The 26,745-nt window shown below is 72.7% G+C and carries 26 protein-coding genes; 14 read left to right on the forward strand and 12 right to left on the reverse strand.

The window, feature by feature from the left end; all coding sequences use genetic code 11:
- The first annotated feature begins 35 nt into the window (after positions 1–35).
- Genes ACFE7W_RS11970 through ACFE7W_RS11980 form a run of 3 tightly spaced genes read left to right on the forward strand, consistent with a single transcriptional unit; the run spans position 36 to position 2,871 of the window.
- Positions 36–1,382, forward strand: a complete 1,347-nt coding sequence (locus tag ACFE7W_RS11970; RefSeq protein WP_375425021.1) for a cytochrome P450 — start codon at positions 36–38, stop codon at positions 1,380–1,382.
- Positions 1,379–1,576 carry a ferredoxin gene (locus ACFE7W_RS11975; RefSeq protein WP_375425022.1) on the forward strand — a complete coding sequence of 66 codons (198 nt, stop codon included), beginning with the start codon at positions 1,379–1,381 and terminating at the stop codon, positions 1,574–1,576. The genes ACFE7W_RS11970 and ACFE7W_RS11975 overlap by 4 nt, the downstream gene beginning before the upstream one ends.
- Positions 1,573–2,871 (forward strand): NAD(P)/FAD-dependent oxidoreductase, encoded by a 1,299-nt coding sequence (locus tag ACFE7W_RS11980; protein ID WP_375425023.1) that lies wholly within the window; start codon positions 1,573–1,575, stop codon positions 2,869–2,871. Before ACFE7W_RS11975 ends, ACFE7W_RS11980 begins: the two co-directional genes overlap by 4 nt.
- Here the strand turns inward: ACFE7W_RS11980 and ACFE7W_RS11985 are convergent.
- On the reverse strand, positions 2,790–3,680 hold the full coding sequence (locus ACFE7W_RS11985; RefSeq protein ID WP_375425024.1) for a helix-turn-helix domain-containing protein: 891 nt from the start codon (positions 3,678–3,680) through the stop codon (positions 2,790–2,792). The two genes, ACFE7W_RS11980 and ACFE7W_RS11985, sit on opposite strands and share 82 nt — an antisense overlap.
- Positions 3,681–3,800: 120 nt before the next feature.
- Here ACFE7W_RS11985 and ACFE7W_RS11990 point away from each other — a divergent pair, with 120 nt between their 5' ends.
- The gene (locus ACFE7W_RS11990) at positions 3,801–4,619 is read left to right on the forward strand and encodes a phytanoyl-CoA dioxygenase family protein (RefSeq protein ID WP_375425025.1); all 819 of its coding nucleotides are present in this window, start codon (positions 3,801–3,803) and stop codon (positions 4,617–4,619) included.
- An 84-nt stretch (positions 4,620–4,703) separates the two neighbouring features.
- On the opposite strand, the gene ACFE7W_RS11995 is transcribed toward ACFE7W_RS11990, so the two are convergent.
- Positions 4,704–5,927 carry an MFS transporter gene (locus ACFE7W_RS11995; protein WP_375425026.1) on the reverse strand — a complete coding sequence of 408 codons (1,224 nt, stop codon included), beginning with the start codon at positions 5,925–5,927 and terminating at the stop codon, positions 4,704–4,706.
- Positions 5,928–5,936: 9 nt separating this feature from the next.
- Entirely contained in the window at positions 5,937–6,812 is an 876-nt protein-coding gene (locus ACFE7W_RS12000) for a helix-turn-helix domain-containing protein (protein ID WP_375425027.1), read from the reverse strand.
- Between the two features lie 100 nt (positions 6,813–6,912).
- Here ACFE7W_RS12000 and ACFE7W_RS12005 point away from each other — a divergent pair, with 100 nt between their 5' ends.
- Positions 6,913–7,866, forward strand: coding sequence for a phytanoyl-CoA dioxygenase family protein (locus ACFE7W_RS12005; protein WP_375425028.1), 954 nt, complete (start codon positions 6,913–6,915; stop codon positions 7,864–7,866).
- Positions 7,867–7,895: 29 nt separating this feature from the next.
- Here the strand turns inward: ACFE7W_RS12005 and ACFE7W_RS12010 are convergent, their stop codons facing one another.
- Entirely contained in the window at positions 7,896–8,744 is an 849-nt protein-coding gene (locus tag ACFE7W_RS12010; protein WP_375425029.1) for a phytanoyl-CoA dioxygenase family protein, read from the reverse strand.
- Positions 8,745–8,833: 89 nt separating this feature from the next.
- On the opposite strand from ACFE7W_RS12010, the gene ACFE7W_RS12015 reads away from it, so the two are divergent.
- Positions 8,834–9,676 (forward strand): helix-turn-helix domain-containing protein, encoded by an 843-nt coding sequence (locus ACFE7W_RS12015; protein ID WP_375425030.1) that lies wholly within the window; start codon positions 8,834–8,836, stop codon positions 9,674–9,676.
- Between the two features lie 18 nt (positions 9,677–9,694).
- On the opposite strand, the gene ACFE7W_RS12020 is transcribed toward ACFE7W_RS12015, so the two are convergent.
- Positions 9,695–10,522 (reverse strand): phytanoyl-CoA dioxygenase family protein, encoded by an 828-nt coding sequence (locus ACFE7W_RS12020; protein WP_375425031.1) that lies wholly within the window; start codon positions 10,520–10,522, stop codon positions 9,695–9,697.
- A 56-nt stretch (positions 10,523–10,578) separates the two neighbouring features.
- On the opposite strand from ACFE7W_RS12020, the gene ACFE7W_RS12025 reads away from it, so the two are divergent.
- On the forward strand, positions 10,579–11,400 hold the full coding sequence (locus ACFE7W_RS12025; protein WP_375425032.1) for a helix-turn-helix domain-containing protein: 822 nt from the start codon (positions 10,579–10,581) through the stop codon (positions 11,398–11,400).
- Positions 11,401–11,422: 22 nt separating this feature from the next.
- Here ACFE7W_RS12025 and ACFE7W_RS12030 read toward each other — a convergent pair whose 3' ends face one another.
- Positions 11,423–12,598 carry an agmatinase family protein gene (locus ACFE7W_RS12030; RefSeq protein ID WP_375425033.1) on the reverse strand — a complete coding sequence of 392 codons (1,176 nt, stop codon included), beginning with the start codon at positions 12,596–12,598 and terminating at the stop codon, positions 11,423–11,425.
- Between the two features lie 337 nt (positions 12,599–12,935).
- Between ACFE7W_RS12030 and ACFE7W_RS12035 the strand changes: the two genes are divergently transcribed.
- Complete coding sequence (locus ACFE7W_RS12035) at positions 12,936–14,504, forward strand: amino acid permease (RefSeq protein ID WP_375425034.1); 1,569 nt, start codon at positions 12,936–12,938, stop codon at positions 14,502–14,504.
- Positions 14,505–14,549: 45 nt separating this feature from the next.
- Here ACFE7W_RS12035 and ACFE7W_RS12040 read toward each other — a convergent pair whose 3' ends face one another.
- Positions 14,550–15,194, reverse strand: coding sequence for an alpha/beta hydrolase (locus tag ACFE7W_RS12040; RefSeq protein ID WP_375425035.1), 645 nt, complete (start codon positions 15,192–15,194; stop codon positions 14,550–14,552).
- A complete protein-coding gene (locus ACFE7W_RS12045) occupies positions 15,191–16,153 on the reverse strand; it encodes a ring-cleaving dioxygenase (protein ID WP_375425036.1) in 963 nt (320 codons plus the stop codon). The genes ACFE7W_RS12040 and ACFE7W_RS12045 overlap by 4 nt, the downstream gene beginning before the upstream one ends.
- A 101-nt stretch (positions 16,154–16,254) precedes the next feature.
- Here ACFE7W_RS12045 and ACFE7W_RS12050 point away from each other — a divergent pair, with 101 nt between their 5' ends.
- The 3 genes from ACFE7W_RS12050 (at position 16,255) to ACFE7W_RS12060 (ending at position 18,933) form a co-directional block, all read left to right on the forward strand.
- Positions 16,255–16,698, forward strand: coding sequence for a MarR family winged helix-turn-helix transcriptional regulator (locus ACFE7W_RS12050; RefSeq protein WP_375425037.1), 444 nt, complete (start codon positions 16,255–16,257; stop codon positions 16,696–16,698).
- Positions 16,699–16,805: 107 nt separating this feature from the next.
- Entirely contained in the window at positions 16,806–18,254 is a 1,449-nt protein-coding gene (locus tag ACFE7W_RS12055; protein WP_375425038.1) for an MATE family efflux transporter, read from the forward strand.
- A 70-nt stretch (positions 18,255–18,324) separates the two neighbouring features.
- Positions 18,325–18,933 carry a DJ-1/PfpI family protein gene (locus ACFE7W_RS12060; protein WP_375425039.1) on the forward strand — a complete coding sequence of 203 codons (609 nt, stop codon included), beginning with the start codon at positions 18,325–18,327 and terminating at the stop codon, positions 18,931–18,933.
- Here the strand turns inward: ACFE7W_RS12060 and ACFE7W_RS12065 are convergent.
- Positions 18,918–19,349, reverse strand: a complete 432-nt coding sequence (locus ACFE7W_RS12065) for a cold-shock protein (protein ID WP_375425040.1) — start codon at positions 19,347–19,349, stop codon at positions 18,918–18,920. The genes ACFE7W_RS12060 and ACFE7W_RS12065 overlap by 16 nt on opposite strands.
- Between ACFE7W_RS12065 and ACFE7W_RS12070 the strand changes: the two genes are divergently transcribed.
- Positions 19,348–20,007, forward strand: coding sequence for a maleylpyruvate isomerase N-terminal domain-containing protein (locus tag ACFE7W_RS12070; protein ID WP_375425041.1), 660 nt, complete (start codon positions 19,348–19,350; stop codon positions 20,005–20,007). The genes ACFE7W_RS12065 and ACFE7W_RS12070 overlap by 2 nt on opposite strands.
- Here the strand turns inward: ACFE7W_RS12070 and ACFE7W_RS12075 are convergent.
- Positions 19,988–21,613, reverse strand: a complete 1,626-nt coding sequence (locus ACFE7W_RS12075) for a PucR family transcriptional regulator (protein WP_375425042.1) — start codon at positions 21,611–21,613, stop codon at positions 19,988–19,990. The genes ACFE7W_RS12070 and ACFE7W_RS12075 overlap by 20 nt on opposite strands.
- Positions 21,614–21,754: 141 nt before the next feature.
- On the opposite strand from ACFE7W_RS12075, the gene pruA reads away from it, so the two are divergent.
- Both pruA and ACFE7W_RS12085 read left to right on the forward strand, forming a co-directional pair.
- Entirely contained in the window at positions 21,755–23,389 is a 1,635-nt protein-coding gene (pruA, locus tag ACFE7W_RS12080; protein WP_375425043.1) for an L-glutamate gamma-semialdehyde dehydrogenase, read from the forward strand.
- A gap of 5 nt (positions 23,390–23,394) precedes the next feature.
- A complete protein-coding gene (locus ACFE7W_RS12085; RefSeq protein ID WP_375425044.1) occupies positions 23,395–24,357 on the forward strand; it encodes a proline dehydrogenase family protein in 963 nt (320 codons plus the stop codon).
- Here ACFE7W_RS12085 and ACFE7W_RS12090 read toward each other — a convergent pair.
- Both ACFE7W_RS12090 and ACFE7W_RS12095 read right to left on the reverse strand, forming a co-directional pair.
- On the reverse strand, positions 24,337–25,884 hold the full coding sequence (locus tag ACFE7W_RS12090) for a sensor histidine kinase (protein WP_375425045.1): 1,548 nt from the start codon (positions 25,882–25,884) through the stop codon (positions 24,337–24,339). The two genes, ACFE7W_RS12085 and ACFE7W_RS12090, sit on opposite strands and share 21 nt — an antisense overlap.
- The gene (locus tag ACFE7W_RS12095; protein WP_375425046.1) at positions 25,881–26,603 is read right to left on the reverse strand and encodes a response regulator transcription factor; all 723 of its coding nucleotides are present in this window, start codon (positions 26,601–26,603) and stop codon (positions 25,881–25,883) included. The genes ACFE7W_RS12090 and ACFE7W_RS12095 overlap by 4 nt, the downstream gene beginning before the upstream one ends.
- Positions 26,604–26,745: the final 142 nt, after the last annotated feature.

Consider the following 26,745-nt stretch of genomic DNA (forward strand, 5'->3'; position numbering starts at 1 on the left):
CGACGGGGCCAGCCGGCGACCCCTAGCGTCGGGCCATGCTGTCCGCACCTCCTCGACTGAGCCCCGACCTCGTCGCGACCCTGCCCCCGTACGCCAGCGACCCGACCCGCTTTCTCAGCCTGGTCGCGGGACAGGGCGATGTCGTCAGCTACCGCTTCGGGCAGGAGGAGCGGGTGCTGGTCAGCGACCCGGCGGTCGTGCACGAGGTGCTGACCGCGTGGCCCGAGGAGAGCCGCTGGACCCCGATCACCCGGGCCGCGGCCCCGATGCTGGGCGACGGGCTCATCCTGGCCGGCGCCCCGAGCTGGCGGCCCCGGCGCCTCGTCGTCCAGCGGGAGCTCACCTACCGCTCGGTCCGCCGCTTCGCGGAGGCCATCGTGGCCAACACCGAGCGGGCGTTGGGGACCTGGCTCCGGGGCGACGGTGACCTCGACCTGCAGGCGGAGATCGGCCGGCTCACCCTGCTCAACCTCGGGGACACCGTGTTCGGGGCCGACTTCGGCGCGTTCGCCGACGTCCTGCTGAGCACCCTGCGCGCCTCCCAGGTGGCGATCGACGCGGCGATGGCCGGTCGCTTCGACGAGACGGAGCGGCAGGCCCTCGACGAGGCGACGGCCCGGCTGGACGCCGTCGTGCAGCGCCTCGTGGACGACCGGACGGTCGAGCCGACGACGGCCGCGGACCTGCTGTCGGTCCTGCTCGAGGCGAGGGAGAGCGGCGACCCCGTCTTCGCCGGCAGCTGGCTGCGCGACGAGGCCGTGATGCTGATCACCGCCGGGCACGAGACCACGGCGTTCACGACCACGATGGCGCTGCGCACCCTGGCCGGTGAGCCGGAGACGGCCCAACGACTGCGCTCCGAGCTCGCCGCCGCCGTGGCGCGGGGGGTGGCGCCCGCGCAGCTCGCCGACGAGGTCCCGCTCACGCGGCAGGTGGTGCAGGAGCCGTTGCGGCTCTACCCGCCGCTGCCCGCGCTGCACCGGACGGCCGTCGCCGACACCGAGCTCGGCGGCCACGCGATCGCGGCCGGCACGCTGGTGGTGGTCAGCCCGCACGTACTGCAGCGGGACCCGCGGTCCTGGCCGGAGCCGGAGCGCTTCGACCCCGACCGGTTCGCTACGGAGCGGCGACGCGAGCTGCCCCGGCACGCCTACCTGCCCTTCGGTGCCGGGGCCAGGATCTGCGCGGGCAACCACTTCGCGCTGCTGGAGTCGGCGCTGATCGTGGCGCTGGCGACGCTCCGGCTGGATCTGGATGCCCGCGACGGTCCCCCCCGGCTGGTCGACAGCGGAACGGCCCTGCGCTGCGCCGGCACGGTGCCGGTGGCCCTGAGGCCGGCCCCGGCCGGGGCCGCGCCGGCCGGAACGGGGGCGGCGGCATGACGTTCCACGTGCTGATCGACTGGGACGTCTGCCAGGACCACGGCCAGTGCGTCTTCTCGGCGCCGGAGGTCTTCCGGCTCGACCCGGACGGGCGGCTGGAGCTCCTGGCCGAGGAGCCTGACGAAGCGCTGCGCGGGCGCTGCGAGGAGGCCGCCGACGTCTGCCCGGTGCAGGCGATCCGGGTCGAGGGGTGACCCCGGCCTCCCAGCGGGTGCTGGTGGTCGGCGCCGGGATGGCCGGCCTGCGTACCGCCGAGACCCTGCGCGGCGCCGGTTTCGCCGGCGAGGTCCTCGTGGTCGGGGAGGAGCCGTGGGCGCCGTACAACCGCCCGCCGCTGAGCAAGCAGGTGCTGCGGGACGGCAGCGGCCACCCGGCGCTGGCCTTTCGACCCCGGGCCGGAGCCGCCGACGTCGTGTGGCGGCTGGGAACCCGGGTGCGGCACGCCGACCTGGCGGCCCGGGTTGCCACCCTGGCCGACGGCCGCACGCTCGGCTTCGACGCCCTCGTGGCCGCCAGCGGGGTGCGTGCCCGGCGGCTGGATGTGCCGGGCCCGGGGGTGGGCGTGCGCGGCCGCCACGTGGTGCGGACGCTCGAGGATGCCGTGGCCCTGCGGGAGGAGCTGCGACCCGGAGCGCGGGTCGTGGTCATCGGGGCGGGCTTCGTCGGCTGCGAGGTGGCCGTCGCGGCCCGCCACCTGGGGTGCACGGTGGCCTGTGTGGCCCTCGACCCACTCCCGATGCTGCGCCCGCTCGGCGCGGTGCTGGCCGCTGAGCTCCGTCGCCGGCACGAGCGGATCGGCATCACCTTCCACCTCGGGGCCACCGTGGCGGCCCTGACCGGGGACCACCGCGTCGACGGCGTCGCGCTGGGCGACGGCACGGTGCTGGCGGCGGACGTGGTGGTGGAGGCGGTCGGCTCGCAACCCACCACGGACTGGCTGGGCGGGCAGGGCCTGGACCTCGGCGACGGCGTGCTCACCGACGCCGGCCTGCACCCTGTGACCGCCGGCGGTCGCGGCCTGGCGCAGCCCCTGCGGCACGTCGTGGCCGCCGGCGACCTGGCGCGCTTCCCGAACCCCCGGTTCTCCGCCGGCGCGCACCGGGTCGAGCACTGGAGCGCGGCCGCGGACACCGCCCGCCGCGCGGGGACCGTGTTGGCTGCCGGGTTGGCGTCCGGCTTCGTACCCGGCCCGGTCGAGGAGGTGACCTGGGAGGCGCTCCCGTCCTTCTGGAGCGACCAGGGCGACCTGCGGCTGCAGTCCTACGGGATGCCGGGGCTCGCCGACCCGGGCCAGACCCGGCTGTTGCACGGCTCGCTGGACACCGAGTGCGTGCTGGGCTACTTCGACCAGGGCGAGCTGCTGGGCGTCGTGGGGCTCGGCCGGGGTACGGCTGCGGTGCTGGCGGGCTACCGGGCCCAGGTCGGCCGCGGTCTTGTGGGGGGCTCACTCTCGACCGGCTCCAGCTCACCCGGGGGCACCTGGGCGTGACGGTGCTGGCCCGGAGTCAGTCCGGTCACCGCACGCACGTGGCGCCGGAGGTGGTGTTCGTCGCTGAACCCCACGGCCGCGGCGACCTCGCGGACCGGGGCCGTGGTGTGGGCCAGCAATCCGACCGCCGCGTCCACCCGCCGTAGCAGCCGGTAACGGGCCGGCGGCACGCCCGCCCGGTCGCGGAAGTGCCGGCGCCAGGTCTCGTACGGCATCCCCACCTCCTGCGCGAGCCCGGCCAGGTCCACCGACTCGCCGAGGTCGGACTCGAGGCCCTGCTGGGAGCGGAGGAACCAGTCCTCCCCCCCGGCCGACGCCGGCTGGGGCTCGGTGGCCACCTGGACGTCCACCAGCAGCCGGAGCACCTCGCAGGCCTCGGCGTCGCGCTCGGCCGGGGTGCGCGGGGGCCGCCGGGTGCGAAACCGTTCCAACCGGTGCTGCCAGTACGGCACCGGCAGCATCCGACGCAGCGGTCGGCTGCGGTCGAGGACGCCCCGGGCCTCGGCGAGGACGAACATCGGCCCACCGAAGACCAGGTAGACCTCGTCCCAGGTGGCGGGGCCGATCACGCCGTACCAGTGCGGCTCGTCGGGGCTGACCGTGATCAGGGTGCCGGGGCCGATGGGCACGTCGTGCCGGCGGTCCCGGTAACGCCCCGTGCCCGCCGTGACCAGGACCAGCGCGTACCCCGGGTAACGCCGAGACGGTCCGCGGGGAATACCCCGGCCGCCGTCGATCCGGCCCGCCAGCACGACCCCGCCAAGGGCGCCGGACGCACCCCGCCGGACCTCCGCCACCAGCTTGGCCACCCGAGGAACTTACCAGGACGTACCCCTGGAGTCAGGTCCTTCCCTACCTCGCTCTGGTCGCGGTCGTTGGCTGGTCCCGACGGCCGCACCCGGCGGCCGGGCACCGAGGAGGACCAGCCCATGAGCGTCACCACCCTGCCCCCGCTCACCGACCACCAGGCGGTGGCCGCGGCCGACGTGGCGGCCTACCAGCGCGACGGCCACGTGCTGCTGCGCGGGGTCGCCACGCACGAGGAGGCCACGGCGTACCGGCAGGTGATCCGCGAGACGACGATGGCCCGCAGCACCGAGTCCCGCCCGCTGGAGGAGCGCGACACCTACGGCAAGGCCTTTCTGCAGGTCTGGAACCTGTGGCTGCACAGCCCGGAGGTCGCCCGCTTCGTGCTGGCCGACCGCTACGCCCGGATCGCCGCCCAGCTGCTGGGTGTCGACCACGTCCGGCTCTACCACGACCAGGCCCTGTTCAAGGAGCCCGGCGGCGGCTACACGCCCTGGCACCAGGACGCGATGTACTGGCCCCTCGACGGCCGGCGGTGCCTCACCATGTGGATGCCGCTGGTCGACATCACCCCCGACATGGGCGGCCTGTGCTTCGCCAGCGGGACCAACGACGAGGGTCCGATGAGCGACGTCACGATCTCCGACGCGTCGGAGGAGCACTTCGACCGCCTGCTCTCCGACGGCCGCTTCCCGCTGCGCCAGCCCGTGGCCATGCGGGCCGGCGACGCCACCTTCCACGGCGGCTGGACCGCCCACAAGGCGCTGCCGAACGACTCGGCCACCGTCCGCGAGGTGATGACGGTGATCTGGTTCGCCGACGGCCTCGACGTGCAGGAGCCCACCAACCCGGCTCAGGTGTCCGACCTGGGCAGCTGGCTGCCGGGTCTGGCCCCGGGTGAGCGTGCCGCCTCGCACCTCAACCCGCGACTGCCGGCCTGACCGGGCGGTCCTGGCTCCGCGGGCAGGGCCCTCCGGTCGACCCCCCACACCAAGCCTCCGGGCCGCGTGCGCGGAACCGTCTCCTCAGATCTCGGCGTGCCGGTCCGTCCGCAGTGCGCGGGCGGCGACGAAGCCGACCACGAGGAGGGCGACCACCAGCCACAGAGCGTCGAGCAGGCGGGTGGAACGGGACAGGAAGCCGATGGCGGGTGGCCCGCCCAGGTTCGCGAGGTAACCGATGGAAGCGACGACGCTGACCCGGGCGGCCGGGTTGGGCCCGCTGTCGGCGGCGGCGGACATGCCCAGCGGGAAGCCCATGGAGACGCCGACGGCCCACAGCACGGTGCCCAGCAGGATCAGCCAGAACGGGCCGGTGAGGATGAAGAGCAGCAGTCCGGTCACCCCGAGCGCGGCTGTGACCTGGACCGCCCGGACCCGGCCGACGCGGTCCACCAGGGGGCCGCCGGCGACCCGGGCGATCGTCTCGCTGGCTGCGAACACCACCAGGAACCCGGCCGCCACGGCGTCGGTCCGGTGGTGGCCGTCCCGGACCGCCAGCGACAGCCAGCTGTTGGCCGTCCCCTCCCCCAGCTCAACCCCGAGCATGACGAGGCCGATCAGCAGCAGCCGAGCGTCGGTCCAGCCACGCAGCCAGCCGCTGATCCGCCCCCGGATCGGCGGCCGCTCGGCGACGGCGTCAGCGTCGGGCAGCCCGACCGGCAGGAACCGGACGGCAACCGTCCCGGCGGCCGCGACCAGGACCGTCTCGCCGAGGAACTGCCACTCCAGGGCGATCCCGAGCGCGGCGCAGCAGGCCCCGATGCCGGCGCCGGCGACCGCACCGGCCGACCAGGCGGCGTGCATCAAGGGCATCCAGGTCTTCTCCGCCGCACGCTCCACCGCAGCACCCTCGACGTTGATCATCACGTCGACCGCCCCGATCCCGAAGCCCACCACGATGAACCCGGCCGTGGTCAGCGCCACCGAGTGGGCGAGGCCGGCGCCGGACCCGATGACCCCGATGCCGACGGCGACCAGCCAGAGCATGGCGCCGATGCCGCGCCGGGGACCCAGCCAGGACAGCAGGGCCGAGGCCAGCCCGAGACCGCTGACCGAACCGACCGTCACCCCGGCCAGCACCAGCCCGATCGCCGCGTTGTCGACGCCGAGGTCAGCGCGCAGCTGCGGCAGCCGCGGTCCCCAGGTCGACACCGCCACGCCACCCAGGGCGAAGGCGGCCATCACGGCGTTCCGCCACGGACCGACCGCAGGGGTCCCGACGACCGTTGGCGGTTCACCACCACTCACGCAGGCAGCCTAGGGACCGGGTGCCGCAGGACTGCCGCCGGCGGCCTGGCGCTGCTGCCGGCGGTAGCGGGCGGGGGGCGGCAGGCCGAGGTCGGCGCACGCGGCGTAGAGCCGGCTGGACGAGCCGAAGCCGGCGGCGTGCGCGATCGCCTCGACGGTCAGCGCGGTGGTGATCAGCAGCCGCTGCGCCTCGGCCAGCCGGCACTGGGTGAGGTAGGCCCCGATCGTGGTCCCGACCGCTCCGCGGAAGACCTGCATGGCGTGGTGCGGGGTGACGTGGACGCTCGCCGCGACCTCGTCCACGGTCAGGGGTTCGCGGAAGTGGGCCGCGACGTAGGTCGCCATCGCGGTCGCGTGGCCGACCGAGGTCGCCGGGCCGCTGGTGCTCGCCCGCTGCGCTTTCCGCAGCACCCGGCGCAGGTAGGCCTCCATCTCGAGCAGGGCGATCCCGGCCAGCGCCGGGTCGGGGTCAGCAAGGTCCAGCGCCCAGCCCTCGAAGCGCCGCCCGGGGTCGGTCCCGCCCACCTCGGGCGCACCCCTCCCGCCCGGGGTCGTGGTGACCAGTGGCGTCCCGCCCAGCAGCTCCGCCACCGCGGGCCCGGGCAGCTGCCAGCGCAGCACGACGTCGAGCGGCACGGTGAGCCAGCAGGCGCTCGAGCCGGCCGCCGTCGCCAGCAGCTGGTGCGGCAGCGCGGCCCAGAAGACGCTCGTGGCCCCGGCCGGGATGCTCACCCGCTGCGCGCCGAAGAGGTAGTCCAGCCTTCCCGACACCACGACGTTGAGCTCGACGTCGTCGTGTCGGTGGGCCCGCACCATGGGGTGGGCCCGACCGCTCCAGCACGCGAGTCCGAAGGTCTCCGCGTCCAGGCCCAGCGGGTCAGGCACCGGAGGATCCGGGAGGTTCGGGGGAGTTCACGAGAGGCGTCGACCGGGTCCCGCCGCCTAGCGTGGGCAGGGTCCGCACCCCATCCCGGAGGAACCGCGCATGTCCCTCGCCCCGGCGCCCAGCCCCGCCCACCTGACCACCCACCACCTGACCCCCGACCAGGTGGAGTTCTTCGACGCCCACGGCTACCTGGTGCTGCCCGGCCGGGTGCCGGCGGACCTGCTCGCCGACCTCCAGGAGGCCGCGTCGGCGTGGATCGCCGGCGGCCTCGCCCTGCCTGAGGGTGACCCGACCCTGGAGGACTACAAGTTCGCCTCCCGCCCGAGCGGGCAGGTCATGTTCCGCGTCGACTACCTGCACAACAAGGGCGAGGCGGCCTCGCTCGCGCTGCTCGGGGCTCCGGAGGTCCTCGGCATCGCCGAGTCGCTGTGCGGGCCCGACTTCGTCCCGACGTATGAGTCGCTGGTGTTCAAGAACGAGGGCGACGGCGCGCCGATCCCCTGGCACCAGGACGCCGTCCACCCCCGCCGGCACCGGATCATCAACATCGACGTCTACCTGGACTCCTCGCGAGCGGGTGAGGGGGCCCTGCGCGTCGTGCCGGGGTCCCAGACCACCCGCAACGACGTCTGCCTCGTCCGCGACGAGTACGGCTGGAGCCCGCCGGGCGCGGTCCAGGTCGAGCTCGAGCCGGGAGACGTGCTGGTCCACGACGTGATGGTGGTCCACGGCTCCGAGCCCGTCCAGGACAACCCGCTGCGTCGCACCATCTACTACGAGTTCCGCCCGGCCGAGCAGATCCTGACCGAGGGCCCGTGGGACCGCCCCTGGGTCGACGCCCGGATGCGGCTGATGCCGGTCGCCCTGCGCGAGCACGCGGCGCGGCGACCCCGGCACGACCAGTTCGACTGGCAGCCCTCGGCGGACCTGCGACCGAGTGCGGTCGAGGACACCGCGGTCGAGCTGCGGCTGGCCCACGTCGTGCACAGCCCGACGTCGCACTGCAGTGCCGGCGACGTCCCGCTGGACCAGCCGTTGCGTCCTCGCGGCTGAGGCCTGCACCGGTCGGCCGGACGGGAGGGTCACAGTCCGTCGTCCGGCCGCCAGTGGTCCTGCCAGCGCCAGTCGATCGGGTCGCTCGCCCGCTGGTAGCGGATGTCGGTGGAGAGCCGCATCGCGCCGTCGGTCGACGCGTTGTCCGTCGCGGCGTGGATGAGGTGGGCGGAGTGCACCACGACGTCCCCGGCGGCGTAGTCGGCCAGCAGCCACCGGGACCGGTGCGCCGCCGCCAGGGCCGGCAGGTCGGCGGTGATCCAGGCTGCGCGGTGGTGGACGCCGGCCGCCTCCTCGGCCATCACCCGGGTGTGGCTGCCCTCGAGGTAGGTCAGACCGCCGAGCTCGACCGGGCAGTCGCCCAGCGGAATCCACGCCGAGAGCAGCCGGTCGGTCCCCTCCCGCAGGTAGACGAGGTCGTAGTGGGCCTGTGTCGCCGTGCCGACGCCCTGCTCGCCGGGTCGGGTGTGGCGCAGGATCTTCCGTCGGTGCAGGTGGACGTCGTCGTCGAGGAACCACCGGAACCAGCCCTGGAGGGCGGGCTGGCGGCAGAAGCCCTCGTACTCGGCCGAGGGGATCACCGTCCGGAACAGCTGGTGCCGCAGCAACGCCTGGTCCGCCGGGCCGCCGCTGTCACGGGCCGCCGACGCCGGGACCCGCTCGTCCCACAGGCCGCTGCCGCGCAGCGCCTCGAAGTAGTAGGTGCGGAAGTCCCGGCTGGTCGCGGCGTCCAGCAGGCCGGGCAGGTAGAGGTAGCCCTGCTGCTGCAGGCGCCGCCACAGCGCCGCGTGGTCCCGCCGCTCGACGTCGGGGGTCGCGACCAGCTCTCCGAGACGCTGTGGACTTTCCTCGAGGACGTAGCCGTTGGACGTGATCATGGAACACCATGCTGTGCTTGGTGGTGCAGCCGCGGAAGGGAGGATCATCTTCTGCGGCCAGGACTTTCCGAGCCGAAGGAGGACGCCAGGTGGACGCACGGGGCGACGGGTCGGCGTGGTCGCGCTACCTGCCGCGCACGCCGGTCCTCGCCGAGAGCGGCCTGTGCTGCCGAGGCGCTGGCGTCCAGGGCAGCCGGCCGGCGATGGTCCCGCGCCGGCTGTCGACGCATGCGCTGGTCTTCCTCAGCAGCGGGCGCGGCCGGTACGTCGGCGCCCCGTACGCCGGCGCCGTGGAGGTGGTGGCCCCGGCCGTGATCTGGCTCTTCCCCGGGGTCGAGCACGCCTACGACCCGTCGCCGGCGGGCTGGGTCGAGCAGTGGGTGCTGTTCGAGGGCACGGCGGTGCGCGGTTACGAGTCGGCGGGGGCCTGGCGGCGCGACCAGCCGGTCCGCCCGGCGGGTCCGCAGCTGGCGGGTGACGTCGCCCCCGTCTTTGCCACCCTGCGGGACTGCACCCGGTTCCCGGGACGCCGTGCGGAGCTGCTCGCGGCCACGCTGATCCACACGCTGGTGGGGCTCGCCGCCGCGAGCACCCCACCGTCCGGCTCCGACGTCAGCGTGAGGGAGTCGGTGGCGGAGGCGGTGGTGGCCACCGCCTGTGCCCCGGCTTCGGTGGCCGAGCGGGCCCGGGCCCTCGGGCTGACGGCCGAGCAGCTCCGGGCCGAGGTGTCGGCGGCGACCTCGCTGTCCGTGCACGAGCTGGTGCTGCGGACCCGGGTCGCCCGGGCCTGCGACCTGCTGGCGGCCACGGACCTGTCGGTGGCGGCCGTCAGCCACCAGGTCGGCTACGACGACCCGGCGTACTTCTCGCGTCTCTTCCGGGAACGGGTCGGCTCGAGTCCCACTACCTTCCGGTCGCAGGCGGTCGGCTGAGCCAGGCGTCCGGCTTCCCTACGGGCCCTCGGACGTCCAGGACGAGCCGCAGGGACCGCCCTCGGGGGACTCGTCGATCCAGACCTCCCGGCCATCCGGGGCCACCAGCGGCTGGTAGAAGCGGGACACCTCGACGCTGTTCTGCGGCACGTAGTGGAAGATCAGTGACCGCCGGAAGCGGTGGGCGCTGCTGTTGGGCAGCGAGCCGTGCACCAGGCTGCCGTGGAAGAACAGGACGTCGCCGGACCGCATCTCGGTCTGGACACGACCGGCGTCCTCGGGGACGCCGATGGTCTTGTCGGTGAAGGACTCGTCCGGGTCGGCCTCCACCTCGGCACAGAGGATCGGCACCCGGTGAGAGCCCGGGATCACCATCAGGCCGCCGTTCTCGGCGTCACAGTCGTCGATCGCGATCCAGGCCGCGAGGCAGGTCTCGGGGTGGGACTGCAGGAACAGGTTGTCCTGGTGCAGCGCCTGGCCGCGGGCGGTCGGAGGCTTGAAGTAGAACATCGACTGGGCCGCGTACGCGGGGCCGATCAGGGACTCCACCACGCCGATGATGCGCGGGTCGGTCATCAGCCGGCGGGCGATCCGGCCGTCCTCCCGCTCGGGGTGGCGGTGCGGGTGCACCGAACGCGGGTACCGGCGCAGGACGTCGTCCTCGGGCAGGACGTCGACGCTCTCCGGGTCGGGGTCGCCCTCCACCCGCCGCAGGAACTCCGCCCCGATGGCGGCCGCCTCGGCCGGGCTGATCACTTGGCGCAGCAGCACGACCCCGTCGGCCTCGTAGCGGTCCGTGCCGTCGGCGCCAGGGGTGAGCGTGGACTCGGTGAGGATCGTCGTCATGACTCTAAGTCTGCCCACGATTCGCCTGCCCCACCATCGTCTTCACGCTCGTGCGCATGGGATTATCAGCTGTGCGCCCCAGCGAGTCCTTCGTTCCTCTGGTGTCGCTGCTGCAGGCCGGGACCTTCACCGAAGGTCCTGACTACACGACGTGGCGCAGCCGCGGCACCACCGACTGGCTGCTCGTGCACACCGTCGACGGCCAGGGCCGCTTCGGCTCCCCCGGTGCACCCGACCTGGTGGCCCAGCCGGGCGACCTCGTCCTGGTCCGGCCGGGGGTCCTGCACGATTACGGCACCGAACGGGGACGCGGGCTCTGGCAGCTGCAGTTCGTCCACTTCCACCCGCGGACGGACTGGCTGCCGCTGCTGGACTGGCCCGAGGTCCGGCCCGGGGTCCGCCGGCTGCGGCCGCACGGTGAGGTGCGGCGCCGGATCGAGGAGGCCCTGACCCGGACCGTTGCGGTGAGCCGCAGCGGGCTGACGCACGCGGAGCTGTTCGGTGTCAACGCCCTCGAGACCGCCCTGCTCTGGGCGGCCACCCAGCGTCCCGACCACTCCGAGCTCGACGAGCGGGTGCTGAGGGTGGTCGAGCAGGTGGTCGCCCGGCTGGCCGAACCCTGGGACGTCACTGCGCTGGCCCGCCTCGGCGGCGTCTCGTCCTCGCGCCTGACGCACCTGTTCCGGACGCAGCTGGGCGTCGCCCCGATGCACTTCGTCGAGCAGCAGCGGATGGCCGCGGCCCGCCAGCTGCTCGAGCTCTCGGCCCAGCCCGTCGCCGCGGTGGCGCGTGCCGTCGGCTACCCCGACCCGCTGTACTTCTCCACCCGCTTCGCCCGCGCCACCGGCTGTTCCCCCACCGCCTACCGCCGCCGCTGAGCGCCGGGCTCGGGCTTCAGCCTCAGCCAGCGGACTCCGGGCGGGGACCCCAGGCGTGGCGGTCGCGGACGGCGGCCTTCGTGCCGAGGTGGCCGGCGCGGACCAGGGAGCCGAGGGTGTCGAGCACGATCCGGGAGCTCAGCAGCGCGGTCTGCTCCGCCCAGTCGTACGGCGGGGAGCACTCGACGATCTCCAGTCCGCTGATGCCCTCGTTGGCGATCATCCGCACCATGTTCAGCGCCTCCCGCGGCAGCAGGCCGCCCGGCTCCGGCCAGCCGGTCCCGGGGACGAAGCCGGCGTCGATCACGTCGATGTCGAAGGACATGTAGACCGCCTTCGCGTCCTTCCAGGCCACCTCGAGCGCGGTCTCGACGACCTTCTCGATCCCGACCCGCTCGACGTCGCCGACGGTGATCACGGTGGTGCCGCGCTCCCGGCCGACCTTGACCCCGGCGCGCGGGCTCTGCCAGCCCCCGATCCCGACCTGGACGAGGTTGGTGGCCGGGGCGTTCTTCAGGTTGGTCGCGTGGAACCAGGGTGTGGTGTGCATCCGCTCGTCGAGGTCGGTCTCGGAGGTGTCGACGTGACGGTCGAAGTGGATGATCCCGATGTTGCCGTCCACGTGCGGGGAGAGGCCGCGGATGGTCGGGTAGCCGATGGAGTGGTCGCCGCCGAGGATGACGGGGAAGACACCCTTGCCGGCCACGTGCGACATCGCCTGGCTGATCTGGTCGAAGGACTTCTCGAGGTTGCCAGGAATGGTGAAGATGTCGCCGATGTCGACCATGTTCAGCTGCTCGCGCAGGTCGACGCCGAGCTCGTAGCAGTAGGTGCCGAAGAGCCCCGTCGAGCGCCGGATCCCCTGCGGTCCGAAGCGCGTCCCCGGCCGGTAGGTCGTCCCGGCGTCCAGGGGCGCGCCGAAGATGGCGACCTCGGCGTCCTCGACCTGGTTGACGTCCTCGAGGTACGGGGCGTTGAGGAAGGTGCCCCGCTCACCCGCGAAGTGCGGCAGCTCGCCCCGGGAGAAGGTCGGGATGGTCTTGTCCACCAGGGTCGGCGACCCCTGCAGCCCGAAGGCCAGGCCGCGCTCGATCTCCTCGTCGTGGCGGAAGAGCGAGATCCGTTCCTCCGCCTCCTGCGCCCACCTGCCCTCGCGGGAGGCGAAGGCGTCACTGTGGGAGTGGGGCTCGTGAGTCATGGCGAACCTTCCGAGGCCGTCTTGTCCTGGACCGGTACGGCCACCCTCGTCGGTCGTGCCCTCGTGGCGATTACGAGGATAGGCAGCACCCGGACCAGTGGCCATACGTGGGGCGGCCCCTCACGCGAGAGCCTCCGCGAGGCTGCTGCGCTGAGAGGTCTCGGTCACCCGGGCGTAACCGAGAGGGCAGTTCCTGACGTCCGACGTAACACGGCTCAGCCGGCGTCGTAACCCTCCGCTGCTGGACTGGTACCGGTCTGCGAGCGCAGGCCTGCCCGGAGCTCCGACGGCGCGCAGAGCCGGCCCGCTCCGGGGCGTCGAGAGCAGGGAGACCGCGATGGCTGTTGCCGAAGGAACCGCACCCCCGGTCGACGGCGGGCCATCGCTCGCCTCAGAGCTCAGCGAGTTCGGCTACCCGCAGGAGCTGCACCGCTCGATCGGCAGCTACGCCTCGTTCGCGGCCGGGTTCTCGTTCGTCTCGATCCTGACGACCGTCTTCCAGCTCTTCGGCTTCGGCTTCAGCTTCGCCGGTCCGTTCATGTTCTGGACCTGGCCGGCCGTGTTCGTCGGTCAGCTGATGGTGGCGCTGTGCTTCGCCGAGCTGGCCGCCCGCTACCCGCTGTCCGGCGCGATCTACCAGTGGGCCCGTCGGCTGGGCGGCCACATCGTGGGCTGGTTCGCCGGCTGGACCATGATCATCGCCCAGATCGTCACGGTGGCCGCCGCCGCGATCGCCATGCAGGCGGTGCTTCCGGCGATCTGGAGCGGCTTCCAGGTGGTCGGGGGCGACCCGTCGATCGCCACCCTCACCGGAGCCACGAACGCCATCCTGCTCGGACTCGTGGTCCTGATCATCACGACCTTGATCAACTCCGTGGCGGTCCGGGTGATGGCGGTCGTGAACGCTGTCGGGGTGACCGCCGAGCTGATCGGGGTCGCGTTGCTGATCGTCGCCTTTTTCTCCACCTCGGTCCGCGGGCCCGGCATCGTGCTCGACACCAGCGGCGTCACCAGCTTCGGCTCGCTGCTCGCCGCCGGCCTGATGGCCGGGTACGTCCTCGTCGGCTTCGACTCCGCCGGCGAGCTGGCCGAGGAGACGCACAACCCGCGGCGCACCACGCGCCGGACGATTCTCCGGGCGCTCGTCTTCTCCGGGATCGGCGGCGGCCTGATCCTGATCAGCGCGCTGATGGCCAGCCCCTCGCTCGGCGACGACCTCTCCAGTGGCGGCTTGGCGTACGTGGTGACCAGCCGGCTCGGTGACGTGTGGGGCCGGGTCTTCCTCGTCGACGTGGTCCTGGCCGCCTCCGTGTGCACCCTCGCCATCCAGACCGCGACCACGCGGATGATCTACTCGATGTCCCGTGACGAGGTGCTGCCCTTCTCGCGGCACCTGCGCACGGTCTCCAGGCGGGGCGCCACGGTGAACGCCGCGGTCCTGGTCGGCGTCGGGGCCGCAGCCCTGCTGCTGATCAACCTCGGTCACGCCGGTGTCTTCACGGCCCTGACCAGCACCTGCATCGTGCTGCTCTACCTGGCCTACCTCTGTGTCACCGGCCCGATGCTCTACCGCCGGATCAAGGGCTGGCCCGCCGAGCTCGGCCCCCAGGACGACGAGACGGGAAGGCCGGTCTTCAGCCTGGGGCGCTGGGGGCTGCTGGTGAACGGCCTCGCCGTGGTCTGGGGCGTGGCGATGGCCGTCAACCTCGCCTGGCCCCGCCAGGAGGTCTTCGACCCCGAGGGCACCAGCCCCCTGCTGCAGTACTTCGCGATCATCATCCTGGCCCTGACGGTGGTGGGCGGGATCGTCGCCTTCACCTTCAAGAAGCGCGCCTACCGGGCCGCGATCGGCTACGAGGGCGCTCCGGCCCGGTCCGCCGAGGCCGGGCTGTCCCCCACCGCCTGAGCCCTTGACGGTGGGCGAGCGCGATCCCCCAGGGCGGACCAGGATCTAGGGCCTGGCCAGGGAGCCCAGCAGCTTCGCCGCGCGCCGCAGGGACCCCGGGTCCAGCTGGTGTCCGCCGCCGTGGGGCAGATCGGTGACGTGAGCGCCCCGCTCGCGCAGCTGGCGCCCCAGCTCGGCGGTCATCGACGCCGGGATCATCGGGTCGCGCTCGCCGTTGGACACCAGCACGTCGACCCCGGACAGGTCGACGGTCGGGGGCGAGGCGTAGGGCACCATGGCCGCGACCAGCAGCGCGCCCCGTAGCAGCCGGGGGTGGCCCAGCAGCATCGCCGACGCGATGTTCGACCCGTTCGAGAAGCCGACGGCGACCAGGGTGCCCGTCGCGATGCTGTAGGCCGAGGAGGCGGCCGTCACGAAGTCCGCCAGCTCGTCGGCCCGCCGGCTCAGGTCGTCCTCGTCGAAGACGCCCTCGGCGAGGCGCCGGAAGAACCGGGACATCCCGCCCTCGAGGACCATGCCGCGCGGGGACAGCACCGCCGCCCCCGGTGAGAGTAGGTTCCGCAGGGGCACGAGGTCGTGCTCGCTGCCGCCCGTGCCGTGCAGCAGCAGCAGGGGCGGCCCGGCCGCGCCCGGTTCGGCCGGGACGAAGACGTGCGGCCGCTCGAGCGTCGCTGGGAGGTCGCCGCTCATGCGGGCTCGGCCGGCTGCGGCGGCAGGTGCAGAGCCGGCAGGCTCGCCTGGATCTGGGCCCGGTTCGGCTCGAGCCACGGCGGCAGCTTGAGGTGGCGTCCCAGCTCGAGCAACGGCTCGTCGGTGGCGAATCCGGGCTGGTCGGTCGCGATCTCGAACAAGACGCCGCCGGGCTCGCGGAAGTAGATGGACTTGAAGTACTGACGGTCCAGGATCTCGGTGACCCGGACGCCCCGCTCGAGCAGCTCGGACTGCCAGCGGGTCATCGTGTCCAGGTCGGGGGCGCGGAACGCCACGTGGTGCACGGTGCCGGCGGACTGCCGACCCCGCTCCTTCACCCCGGCCTGCACGTCGACGAGGCTGCCGGGCGCCCCGGCCTCCATCGCGAAGCGGGTCCGGCCGCCCTCGTCGGTCTGCACGGTCATCCCCAGCAGGTCCACGAGCATGGCGGCGGAGGGGTCGAGCTGCTGCTCCGAGAGGGTCGCGGCGTACAGGCCGCGCACCGCGTGCTCGGACGGGATGTCGGCCACACCGTCCCAGCCGGAACGGGTGTCCCCCTCGCTGGCGACCAGGTCGATGACCATCCCGTTGGGGTCGCGGAAGGTCAGCACGTCCTCCGCGCCACGTTCCTGCGGCTCGTCGACGTCGACACCCGCGGTCTGCAGGCGTTCGTGCCACCACCCGAGCGAGCCCGGCGGGATGCTGAAGGCGGTCGAGGTCATCATCCCGGCGCCGTGGCGCCCGCGCGGCGCGCCCGGCCAGGCGAAGAACGTGATCAGGCTCGAGGGCGTCCCGGCGGTGTCCCCGTAGTACAGGTGGTACGCGTCGGGGGCGTCGAAGTTCACTGTCTGCTTCACCAGCCGCAGGCCGAGCCGGCCGGTGTAGAAGTCGACGTTGGCCTGGGGATCGGTGGTGATGGCGGTGACGTGGTGGAGCCCGCTGGGCTGGATGTCGCTCACGGCCTAGCCTAGCGCGGTATAGTTGAGCGTTCAACTGAATCTCAGACTTCCATTTACTTCGAAGGTTGACTGTTAGGTCTCTAACTGTTAGATTGCTGATCGTGGCCGAGTCGGAGATCCCCTGGAGCAGCAGCCTCGACCTGGTGCGTTGGATCGGCTGGGCACAGCGCAAGGCCGGAGAGGACTGGATCCGGGAGCGCGAGCTCAGCCACGAGCAGGCTTTCGTGCTGGGCTACCTGGCACAGAACCCCGGCTCGATCCAGCGGGACATCGCTGCGCTGACCCGGACCAGCGCGGCGAGCGTCTCGAGCCTCGTGCAGGGGCTCGAACGTCGCGGCCTGGTCGAGCGCCGGACCGAGAACGGTGACGAGCGCCGCAAGCGCGTCTATGCCACCTCGGTGGGCGCCGAGCTCATCGCCGGTTTCGACACGGCGATGGCCGCGGTCAACGAGACGATCCTCGCCCCGTTGGACCAGGCCGAGCGGGACTCCCTCCAGGCCCTGCTCTCCAAGATCACCGCCGTGCTGCCCCAGCCGACCCGGTAGGGATCACCCGCGGCCCACGGCCGCCTGCCCCAGCTCCACCGCCCACACCACCCACGCCGCACCGGCGACCGCCCGTGCGCGCCCAGACCTGCCCCAGGAAGGACGCCATGTCCACCACGACCACCTCCGGATCCGCCGCGGGGGCCGACGCCGTCGGCAGCAACCGCTGGTACCTCTCGTCCGCGCCGATCGTCCGCGCCCTCGTGCACCTGTGCGTGCCGATGGCCGCGGCCATGATCGTCAGTGCGGTCTACAACGTCATCAACGCCGGCTTCATCGGCTCGCTCCACGACACCGCCCTGCTGGCCGCCGTCACCCTCGGCTCCCCGCTGCTCGGTCTGGTGATGGCGGTCGGCGACGTGTTCGGCACCGGCGGTGGGGCGCTGATCGCGCGTCTCTTCGGCGCTGCGGAGCGCGAGCCCGCTCAGGCTGCGGAGATCAGGGGTGTCTCGTCCTTCGCCTTCTGGGGCTCGATCATCGTCGGAGCCGTGCTCGGCGGTGCGGGGCTGCTGCTGCTGCACCCACTCGTGCGGCTGCTCGGCGCGGACGCCAGGTCCTTCCACGCCACGACGTCCTTCGTCGCCGTCACCCTCGCCTTCGTCCCGGTGCTGGCCGCGGCCTTCTGCCTCGAGCAGCTGGTCCGGGCCGAGGGCGCCGCCCGTCAGGTCATGGTCGGGCTGATCGCTTCCACGGTCGCGAACCTGGTGTTCGACGTCGTGTTCATCCTCGTGCTGGGCTGGGGCGTCGCTGGCGCGGCGCTCGCGGTGGGCCTGGCCAACCTCGTGGTGATCGCCTACTTCGCCATCTGGCTGGCGCGGCACAGCGAGCACCTCAGCCTGGCGCCGCGATGGTTCACGCTCTCGCCCACCGTGGTCAAGCCCGTCCTCGCCGTCGGCGTCAGCACGCTGCTGCAGTCGGCGTTCCTGATCGTCACCTCGCTGGTGCTCAACAACCTCGCCGGGGCCTACGGCGACGGCCCGCTCGCGGCCATGGGCGTCGCGGTCCGCATCGCCCAGGTGCCCGAGTTCCTGGTCATGGGCGTCACGCTCGGCGTCCTCCCCCTGCTCGCCTACTCCTACGGCAAGGGCGACCGGAAACGCCTGGGCTCGACCCTGCGCACCTCCGCACTCACGGTCGGCGGCATCTCGCTGCTCTTCGCGGTGACGGCGTTCCTGTTCCGCGAGCAGCTGTTCACCGCGTTCGTGGCGGACCGATCCGTCCTCGGCCTCGGCGTCACCATCATCACCGCCCAGCTGGTGGCGATGGTCGCGAACGGCTTCACCGGCCTGCTGACCTCGCTGTTCCAGGCGACCGGACGGGCGCTGGCCGCGACCGTGATGTCGGTGACCCAGGGCGTGCTGTTCATCCCGATCGTGCTGCTCGGGAACCTCCTGTTCGGCCTCCCCGGCATCATCTGGGCGCTGACCGTCACCGAAGGCGCCGTGCTCGTCGCGGGCCTGGTGATGTGGCTGGTGTCCCGCGGGGCGATCGACCGCGGCCTGGCCGAGGGCAGCCCCGAGCGTGCGGCCGAGGTGCTCGAGCAGGTCGAGGGCTGAGCGTCGGAAGATGTTCCCGCAGGAACGTTATTCCAGGCGCGCGGCCGCCCGGGCTGGTTGGCTGTCGGGGGTGACCAGCACCATCGCCATCATCGTGTTCGACGGTTTCGACGAGATCGACGTGTTCGGGCCGTTCGAGATCTTGTCCAGCGCCGGCTTCGACGTCCACCTGGCCGCGCTGTCCCCGGGCCGGGTCACGTCGATGCGGGGGGTGGAGCTGAGCGTCCCGCGGCCGCTCGAGGGTGGAGACGGCCTGGTGGTGCCCGGCGGGGGCTGGCTCAACCGCGCGCCGGCCGGGGCCTGGGGGGAGGCGCAGCGGGGCGAGCTCCCGCACCGGCTCGTGGAGCTGGCTCCCTCGGTCCGCTGGCTCGCCTCGGTCTGCAGCGGCGGGATGCTGCTGGCCACCGCCGGTCTGCTGCAGGGGCGACCTGCGACCACCAACCGGGCCTGCTTCGAGGAGTTCCGCCCGCTCGTCGGCGAGGTCATCGACGAGCGGGTCGTCGACGACGGCGACCGGATCACCGCCGGGGCGCTGTTCTCCGGGGTCGATCTCGGCCTGTGGATCACCAAGCGAGAGCTGGGCACGGAGGCCGCCGACCGCGTCAGCGCCGGCACCGAGTACGCCCGCCAGGGGCGCGTCTGGCAAGCGACGAACGGCGTTCGTCAGGCGTCGTCCTGAGGCCGGTGAGACCCGAGAGGCCTGGTCAGCGGGGTGTCCGGCGTGCCGTCGGGCTCGATCCGTACCTCCGACCCCCGGCGCCGCAACGTCGGCGCCGGTCCGGGACCGAGCCGCCACACCCGGGTGGCCCGGAAGCGGAAGCTGTCCTGCCGGGCGGTCTCGAACTCGAGCTCCACCACGTCTCCCGCCGCCAGCTGGCGATAGCCGTCACCCTCGATGGCGGAGAAGTGCACCCACACGTCACCCGGGCCGGGCAGCCCGTCGACGGCGATCGCTCCCCAGCCTTGCTCAGCCCGATAGAACTTCACGATCCCGGTGACCACGCCCGACTTCACCACACTGACGTCACCGAAGGCCACCCACCCGGTCGCCGATCCCGGATTTCTGTCAGTGGCGTTGCCTAGGGTCGGTGGCATGTCGCTGACCTTCGCCGGAACCCTCGACCGCAGCTCGCTCGTCCGAGCCGCCGACCGTCTTGCGCCGCTCGTCACCTCTGCCGAGGTCGCGCAGGCGTGGCAGCACGAGTCGGTGCTGCCGGGCATGACCGTCGGCGGACTCACCCGGCACCTGGTGAGCCAGCCCGAGTGTGCGCTCGAGTTCCTCGGCATCCCCGCACCGCCGGCGGAGGCGGCCGTCGTCTCGCTGGCCGAGCTCTACCAGCGGACCGACTGGTTCCCCGCAGCCGTCGACGCCGCGGAGAACACCTCTATCCGCGACGACTTCAACGCCATGGCGGCCGGCGGACCCGCCCACTCCGCCGCCCTCCTGGCCGCCGCTCTCGCCGGGCTGCCGACGGCGCTCGAGTCGGCCGGCCCGCTCACCTACGTCCCCTGGCAGGACTGCTGGGTGGCCACCGACGACTTCCTCGTCGTGCGGCTGATGGAGGTCGTCGTGCACGCCGACGACCTCGCGGCCAGTGTGGATCGGCCCACACCCGCTTTCGACGACGACGTCGTCCAGCCCGCGCTGGCGCTGCTCGCCCTGTTGGCCGCGCAGCGCCACGGACCGGTCGCCGCCGTCCGGGCGCTGTCCCGCGCGGAGCGGACGCCGGCGGTCATCGGGGCGTTCTCGTGACGCCGCGGGAGAGCAGTTGGATCTGCAGCAGCAGCCGGGCGTCGGAGTCGTCCAGGCTCATGCCGAGGATCTCCTCGGCGCGCCGGACGCGGTAGCGGAGCGTGTTGGGGTGCACGTGCAGATCGCCGGCCGCCGCGCGGACGTCGCCGAAGCGGCGCAGGTACTGCTCCAGGGTGTCGACCATCGACGCGGCGTGCTCGTCGTCGTAGTCGACCAGCTGCTGCAGTCGGGGGTCGCTGAGCTCGGCGTGCGCGCAGACCAGGTCGGCGATCTCCCCCAGCAGCACCGGCGTCCGCGAGCGCGTCAACGAGGTCACCCGCTCGGCGCCCGCGGGTCGGTCCAGCACCCGGTCGACCTCGCTGCGGGCGGCCGCCACCTCGTCGAGGCTGGGTACCGGTGCGGCGACGGCGGCCCGCAGCTCCAGTCCGAAGCGGCCACCCAGCCGGTCCAGCATGCCCCCGACCCAGGTGGACAGACCGGTCGGGCGGGCCCGGGGGACCAGCACGTACAGCCGGTCGTCGGTCGCGGTCACCAGCGACTCCCGGACGTACGCGCCGGCCAGCAGCCGCAGCGCGGCCGCGACCTCGGTGGTCTGCGGCACCATCCGGCTCGCTTCCAGCGCGGCGATCCCGACCACGGCGGAGGCGCCCGTGGCGGGCAGCGCGAGAGCCGACACCAGGGAAGGGATGTCGACGCCGCCGCCGCGGATACCGAGCAGCCGCTGGATCTGCAACGCCTCGTGGCTGGGTGCGCTGCGGGCCCGGAAGATCATCCGCGCCGCGATGGCCGCCGCGCCGCGCAGGACCGACTCGCTGTCGGGGTCCAGGAGCCGGCGGCCCTCCTGGACCCATACCGTGCCCAACGAGGCGTCGGGCCGGGCGCGACCCTCACCGAGCGGCTGGATGCCCACCACCAGCCGGCGGCGCCAGCCCTGCGCCTCGTCGGCCGGCACCTCGACCACGGCCGAGCCCCGCCGGACCCGCTCGTAGACGCCGAGCGCGCGCAGCCGGCGCAGGTGCTCCGCCGGCCCTTCGCGGCCGAGGATGGAAAGCATTCGGAGCTCGTCGGCCGAGCCGTCGGTGGCCGAGTACGCGAGCAGCCGAGCCTGGTCGTCCTCGATGCTCACCAGTCCCCCGGTCAGCATGGCCACGCGGGACGCGAGCCCGTACAGGTCTGACTCCTCGACGAACGCCTCACCCGGCGCCGCCTCGTTCGGCGGGCGGGCGGCTGCGCCCGCGACCAGGTTGCGGACCGTCGACAGCACCGTCTCGGCCCGCGCCCGGGGGTGCAGCGCCACGACTGCGATACCGGCGCTCGCTGCCGTCGAGCAGAGCTCAGGGGTGACGTCCTTGCTGAGCAGGGCCACGGGCCGTACGGCCGCATCACGCCCCGCCAGCTGATGAACCCACGAGCGCGCTGCGTCAGCAGGGACGCCGGCCAGCACGCTCACGTCGGCCCCGGACTCCGCCGCAGCCAGGTCCTCGGCGTCGTACAGCATGACCGACCGAATCGACCGCGGCGTGCCGTCCGGCGCGACCTCTAACGACACCACGGCCGACCCGAGCGAGACCAGCACCTGGTCCAGGGACAACGTCGGAGCCGACACGATCGAACCCCAGCCTTTCCGTTTGTCCAGCACCACAACGAACGACGGTTCAGTTCGTCCGCCTCGCCGAGGACAACCTAGCCCGTCAGGCGATGTACTCAGGAGTATCACCTGGTCGGAACCGCCCCTGAAGGATCAGCCTTGGACGCCATCACCCTCGTACCCCAGCCGGTCAACGAGCCCGTGCACACCTATGCTCCCGGAACGCCTGAGCGCGAGCGGCTGATCGTCGAGCTCGACCGCCTGGCGAACCACCCGCTGGACATCCGGCAGGTCATCGGCGGGGAGCACCGCACCGCCGCCGGTCCGATGTACGAGGTGGTGCAGCCGCACGCACACGCCAGGGTGATCGGGAGCTACCGCGAGGCGACAGCCGCCGACGTCGCCGACGCGATCGAGGCCTCCCAGGCCGCGGCACCGGCCTGGCGGGAGCTGCCCTACGAGCAGCGCGCCAGCGTCTTCCTGCGGGCTGCGGACCTGCTGTCCGGACCGTGGCGCGAGCGGCTCGCCGCGGCCACCATGCTCGGCCAGTCCAAGACCGCGTACCAGGCCGAGATCGACACCCCGTGCGAGCTGGTCGACTTCTGGCGCTTCAACGTCGCCTTCGGCCGGCAGATCCTCGCCGACCAGCCGATCTCCTCCCCCGGCGTCTGGAACCGGGTGGAGTACCGCCCGCTCGAGGGCTTCGTCTACGCGATCACCCCCTTCAACTTCACCGCCATCGCCGGCAACCTGCCCGCCGCGCCCGCGCTGATGGGCAACACGGTGATCTGGAAGGCCTCCCCGACCCAGGCCGCAGCCGCGTACCTGACGATGCAGCTGCTCGAGGCCGCCGGGCTGCCGGCCGGCGTGATCAACCTGGTCCTGGGCGACGGCCCGCTCGTCTCCGACGTCGCGCTGCACGACCCGCGGCTGGCCGGCATCCACTTCACCGGCTCGACCGCGACCTTCCAGACCCTGTGGAAGCAGGTCGGCGACAACCTGTCGACCTACCACACCTACCCGCGGCTGGTCGGTGAGACCGGCGGCAAGGACTTCGTCGTCGCGCACTCCTCCGCCGACCCCGAGGTGCTCACCACCGCGATGATCAGGGGTGCCTTCGACTACCAGGGCCAGAAGTGCTCGGCCGCGTCCCGGGCCTTCGTGCCGGCCTCGGTCTGGGCACAGATGGGCGAGGACTTCCTGGCGAAGGTGTCCGAGCTCAGCTACGGCGACGTGAGCGACCTGTCGCACTTCGGCGGGGCGGTCATCGACCAGCGGGCCTTTGACCGCCTGGTCGCGGCCGTCGAACGCGCCAAGGCGACCCCGAGCCTGACCGTCGCCGCGGGCGGCACCTACGACGACAGCGTCGGCTTCTTCGTCGCGCCAACGGTGCTGCTCGGCGACGACCCGGCCGACGAGGCGTTCCGGACCGAGTACTTCGGGCCGATCCTGTCGGTGCACGTCTACGACGACACGCAGCCCGAGGCGTGGGCCGACATCCTGACCCTGGTCGACCAGGGCTCGCCCTACGGCCTGACCGGTGCGGTCATCGCCGACGACCGGCACGCCATCGCCCAGGCGGACACCGCCCTGCGCTTCGCCGCGGGCAACTTCTACGTCAACGACAAGCCGACCGGTGCCGTCGTCGGACAGCAGCCGTTCGGCGGGGCCCGGGCCTCCGGCACCAACGACAAGGCCGGCTCGGCGCAGAACCTGCTCCGCTGGACGTCCACCCGGACGATCAAGGAGACCTTCGTCCCGGCCCGCGACCACCGCTACCCCCACCAGGGCTGAGCGACATGAGCCTCACCCTCACCAATCCGCTGCGGCCCGCCCTGCTGGCCGCGGCCCGCTCGCACCGGATGGAGCGGATCGTCAGCGGCTCGACGCTGACCCGCACGCTGGTCGCCCGCTTCGTGCCGGGGGCCGCAGAGACGGCCGCCGTCGAGGCGGTCACCCGGCTGGTCCAGGCCGGACGCTTCGTCTCCGTCGACTACCTCGGCGAGGACATCAGCCACCCCGACGAGGCCGAGCAGACGGTCCAGGCCTACCTGTCGCTGCTGCGGGCGTACGGGAAGCTCGACGTGAGGGCCGACGACGGAGTGCGGCCGCTCGAGGTGTCGATCAAGCTGTCCGCCCTCGGGCAGTCCCTGCCGGGCGGTGAGGAGCTGGCCCTCACCAACGCGCGGCTCGTCTGCGCCGCGGCGGAGGAGGTCGGGGCCTGGGTCAACGTCGACGCCGAGGACCACACGACCACCGACTCGACGCTGGCCATCGTCCGCGAGCTGCGTCGGGAGTTCCCGAGCCTGGCCACGGTGCTGCAGGCCTACCTGCACCGCACCGAGGCCGACTGCCGCGAGCTCTCGGGCCCGGGTTCGCGGATCCGGCTCTGCAAGGGCGCCTACCAGGAGCCGTCCGAGGTCGCGTTCCAGGGTCGTGACGCCGTCGACGCGTCCTACCAGCGCTGCCTGAAGGTGCTGATGGACGGGGCCGGCTACCCGATGGTCGCCTCGCACGACCCCCGGATGGTCGAGGCCGCCCAGGCCTACGCCACCGAGGCCGGCCGCGGCCACGCCGAGTTCGAGATCCAGATGCTGTACGGCATCCGGGACGCGGAGCAGACCCGGCTGGTCGCCGACGGTGTCCACGTCCGGACGTACGTGCCCTTCGGCGACGACTGGTACGGCTACTTCATGCGCCGCCTGGCTGAGCGGCCCGCCAACCTGCTGTTCTTCCTGCGCTCACTGCTCACCAGGAGCTGAGCCGGCCGAGCCCACCGCCCCCGGAGCCTCTCCGGGTGCGACCGGTGGGACCGGTGCGACCGGCTCCACCGGCTCGACCGGGAACGCGAGGATGAAGGTGCTGCCGCCCCCCGGCGTCGCGGCGTGGATGAGGGTGCCGCCGTGGGCGGCCATCAAACCCGCCGCGATCGACAGGCCCAGGCCGGCGCCGCCCTGGTGGCGGGAACGGCCGTAGTCGAGGCGGTAGAAGCGTTCGAAGACCTTGGCCGCGGCGTCGGGCGACAGCCCCGGCCCGTGGTCGACCACCCGGGCCTGGACGCCGTCCTCGCCTACCCCGACAGCGATCTCGTACGGCGTCCCGTCCGGGGTGTGCCGGAGCACGTTGGCCACGACGTTGCCGAGCACCTGCCGGAGGCCGCCCTCGTCCCCGACCACCACCGGCGGTGCGTCGACCCACCCCGGCCCCTCCAGCTGGGTCAGCCGGACGGCCCTGCCGGGGTCCCGGGCCCGCGCGTCCGCGACGGTGTCGGCGGCGACGGCCAGCAGGTCGACGGGCCGCCGGTCCAGCTGGGGTGCGTCGTCCAGCTGAGCCAGCTGCAGCAGGTCGTTGACCAGGTCCCCCATCCGGATCGACTCCGACTCGACCCGGCTCATGATCACGGTGACGTCCTGCGGTGTGGCCGCGACCCCCTGCCGGTACATCTCGGCGTGGCCGCGGATGCTGGCCAGCGGGGTACGCAGCTCGTGGCTCGCGTCGGCGATGAACCGCCGCAGCCGCTCCTCGGTGGCGATCCGGTCGTCGAAGCCCTGCTCGATCTGGCTGAGCATGACGTTGAGGGACCGCGTGAGCCGACCGATCTCGGTGTTGGCCGGCGGGGTCTCGAGGCGCTGGGACAGGTCACCGTCGGCGATGGCCCGGGCCGTGTGCTCGATGGTGGTCAGCGGTCGCAGCGCGAAGCGGACCACGTACCAGCTGCCGAGTCCGGCCAGCAGCAGGATGACCAGCGAGACCAGCAGGGTGATCAGTTGCAGGCGGCGGAGCGTGTCGACGGAGTCGGCCAGCGAGATGCCCAGCACGAGGTAGCCGCCGGAGGTGGCGGTGACCCGGACCCGCCAGGGTGCGTGCTGGTCGACGCCAGCCACGGTCAGCGGTTCCTGGCTCGCGACGGCCGTACCGAGCCGCCCGGCCAGGGCGGACACGTCAGGCCGGTCGAGGGCCTGCGGGGCGTGAGGCACCTGGCACAGGATCGTGCCGTCGAGGTCGGTCACGACGAGCGCGTAGGAGGTCGGGAGCTGCTGGGTCCCGAAGTCACCCTGGCCGAGAAGGCCGCACAACTGTGCCGTCGTGCCCGCCGCACCGAAGGGTGCCGCGCTCCCTCGCTGAGGAATGTTGAGCTGCTGGTCGATCCGCTGGTTCAGGTAGGTGCCGATCAGCCGCACAGCCGCCACGTTGGCCAGGGTCAGGCCCACCGCCAGCAGACCGACGACGCCGATCACCAGCCGGGCCCGCAGGGACAGGTTCCGCGACGCATGGGACCACCGGCTCATCGATGTTCCCGCGGCAGCCGCAGCGTGTAGCCGATGCCCCGGACGGTCTCGATCAACGGCGGGTCGTGGATGTCGATCTTGCGGCGGAGGTAGCGGATGTAGGAGTCGACGACGCTGGAGTCCCCGTTGAAGTCGTAGTGCCACACGTGCTCGATGATCTGGGCCCGGGACAGCACGCGTCCCGCGTTGCGCAGCAGGAAGCTGAGCAGGGCGAACTCCGTCGGCGAGAGGTGCAACCTGGTCGAACCCCGCCACACCTCGTGGCCGTCCTCGTCGAGCACCAGGTCGGCGTACCGCAGCGAGCCGTCGCCCACGGCCGCGGGCTCGCGCGCGGGCCGCAGCCGGCGCAGCACGACGCCGACCCGGGTGATGACCTCCTCCAGGCTGAACGGCTTCGTGACGTAGTCGTCCCCGCCGAGGGTGAGCCCGCGGAGCTTGTCTTCGAGGGTGCCGCGCGCGGTGAGGAAGAGCACGCCGACGTCCCCGCCGGCCCGGAGCTGCGGCAGCAGCTCGAAGCCGTCCGCATCGGGCAGCATCACGTCGAGGATCACCAGGTCCGGGCCGAACTCCGCGGCCACGCCGAGGGCCTGGCTGCCGGTCGTCGCCGAGGCCACCTCGAAGCCGACGTACCGTAGGCTCAGCGTGAGCATCTCCACCAGGTGTGCCTCGTCGTCGACGACGAGGATCCGGGAGCCCCTCAGCTCGGGCGCGATCTGCATGGGCCTCACAGTGGGCGATTCCGATGAGAGTTTCATGACAACACCTCCGCTATCACCGAACTCTCACCATCCTCACCCCGTTCTGGCAACTCGGGGGGCCATGCTCGGAGCCATGGTGAGTATGTGCTGCGTCGGTTTCCGG

The organism is uncultured Friedmanniella sp. (assembly GCF_964244285.1).
Taxonomy (GTDB): Bacteria; Actinomycetota; Actinomycetes; order Propionibacteriales; family Propionibacteriaceae; genus Microlunatus.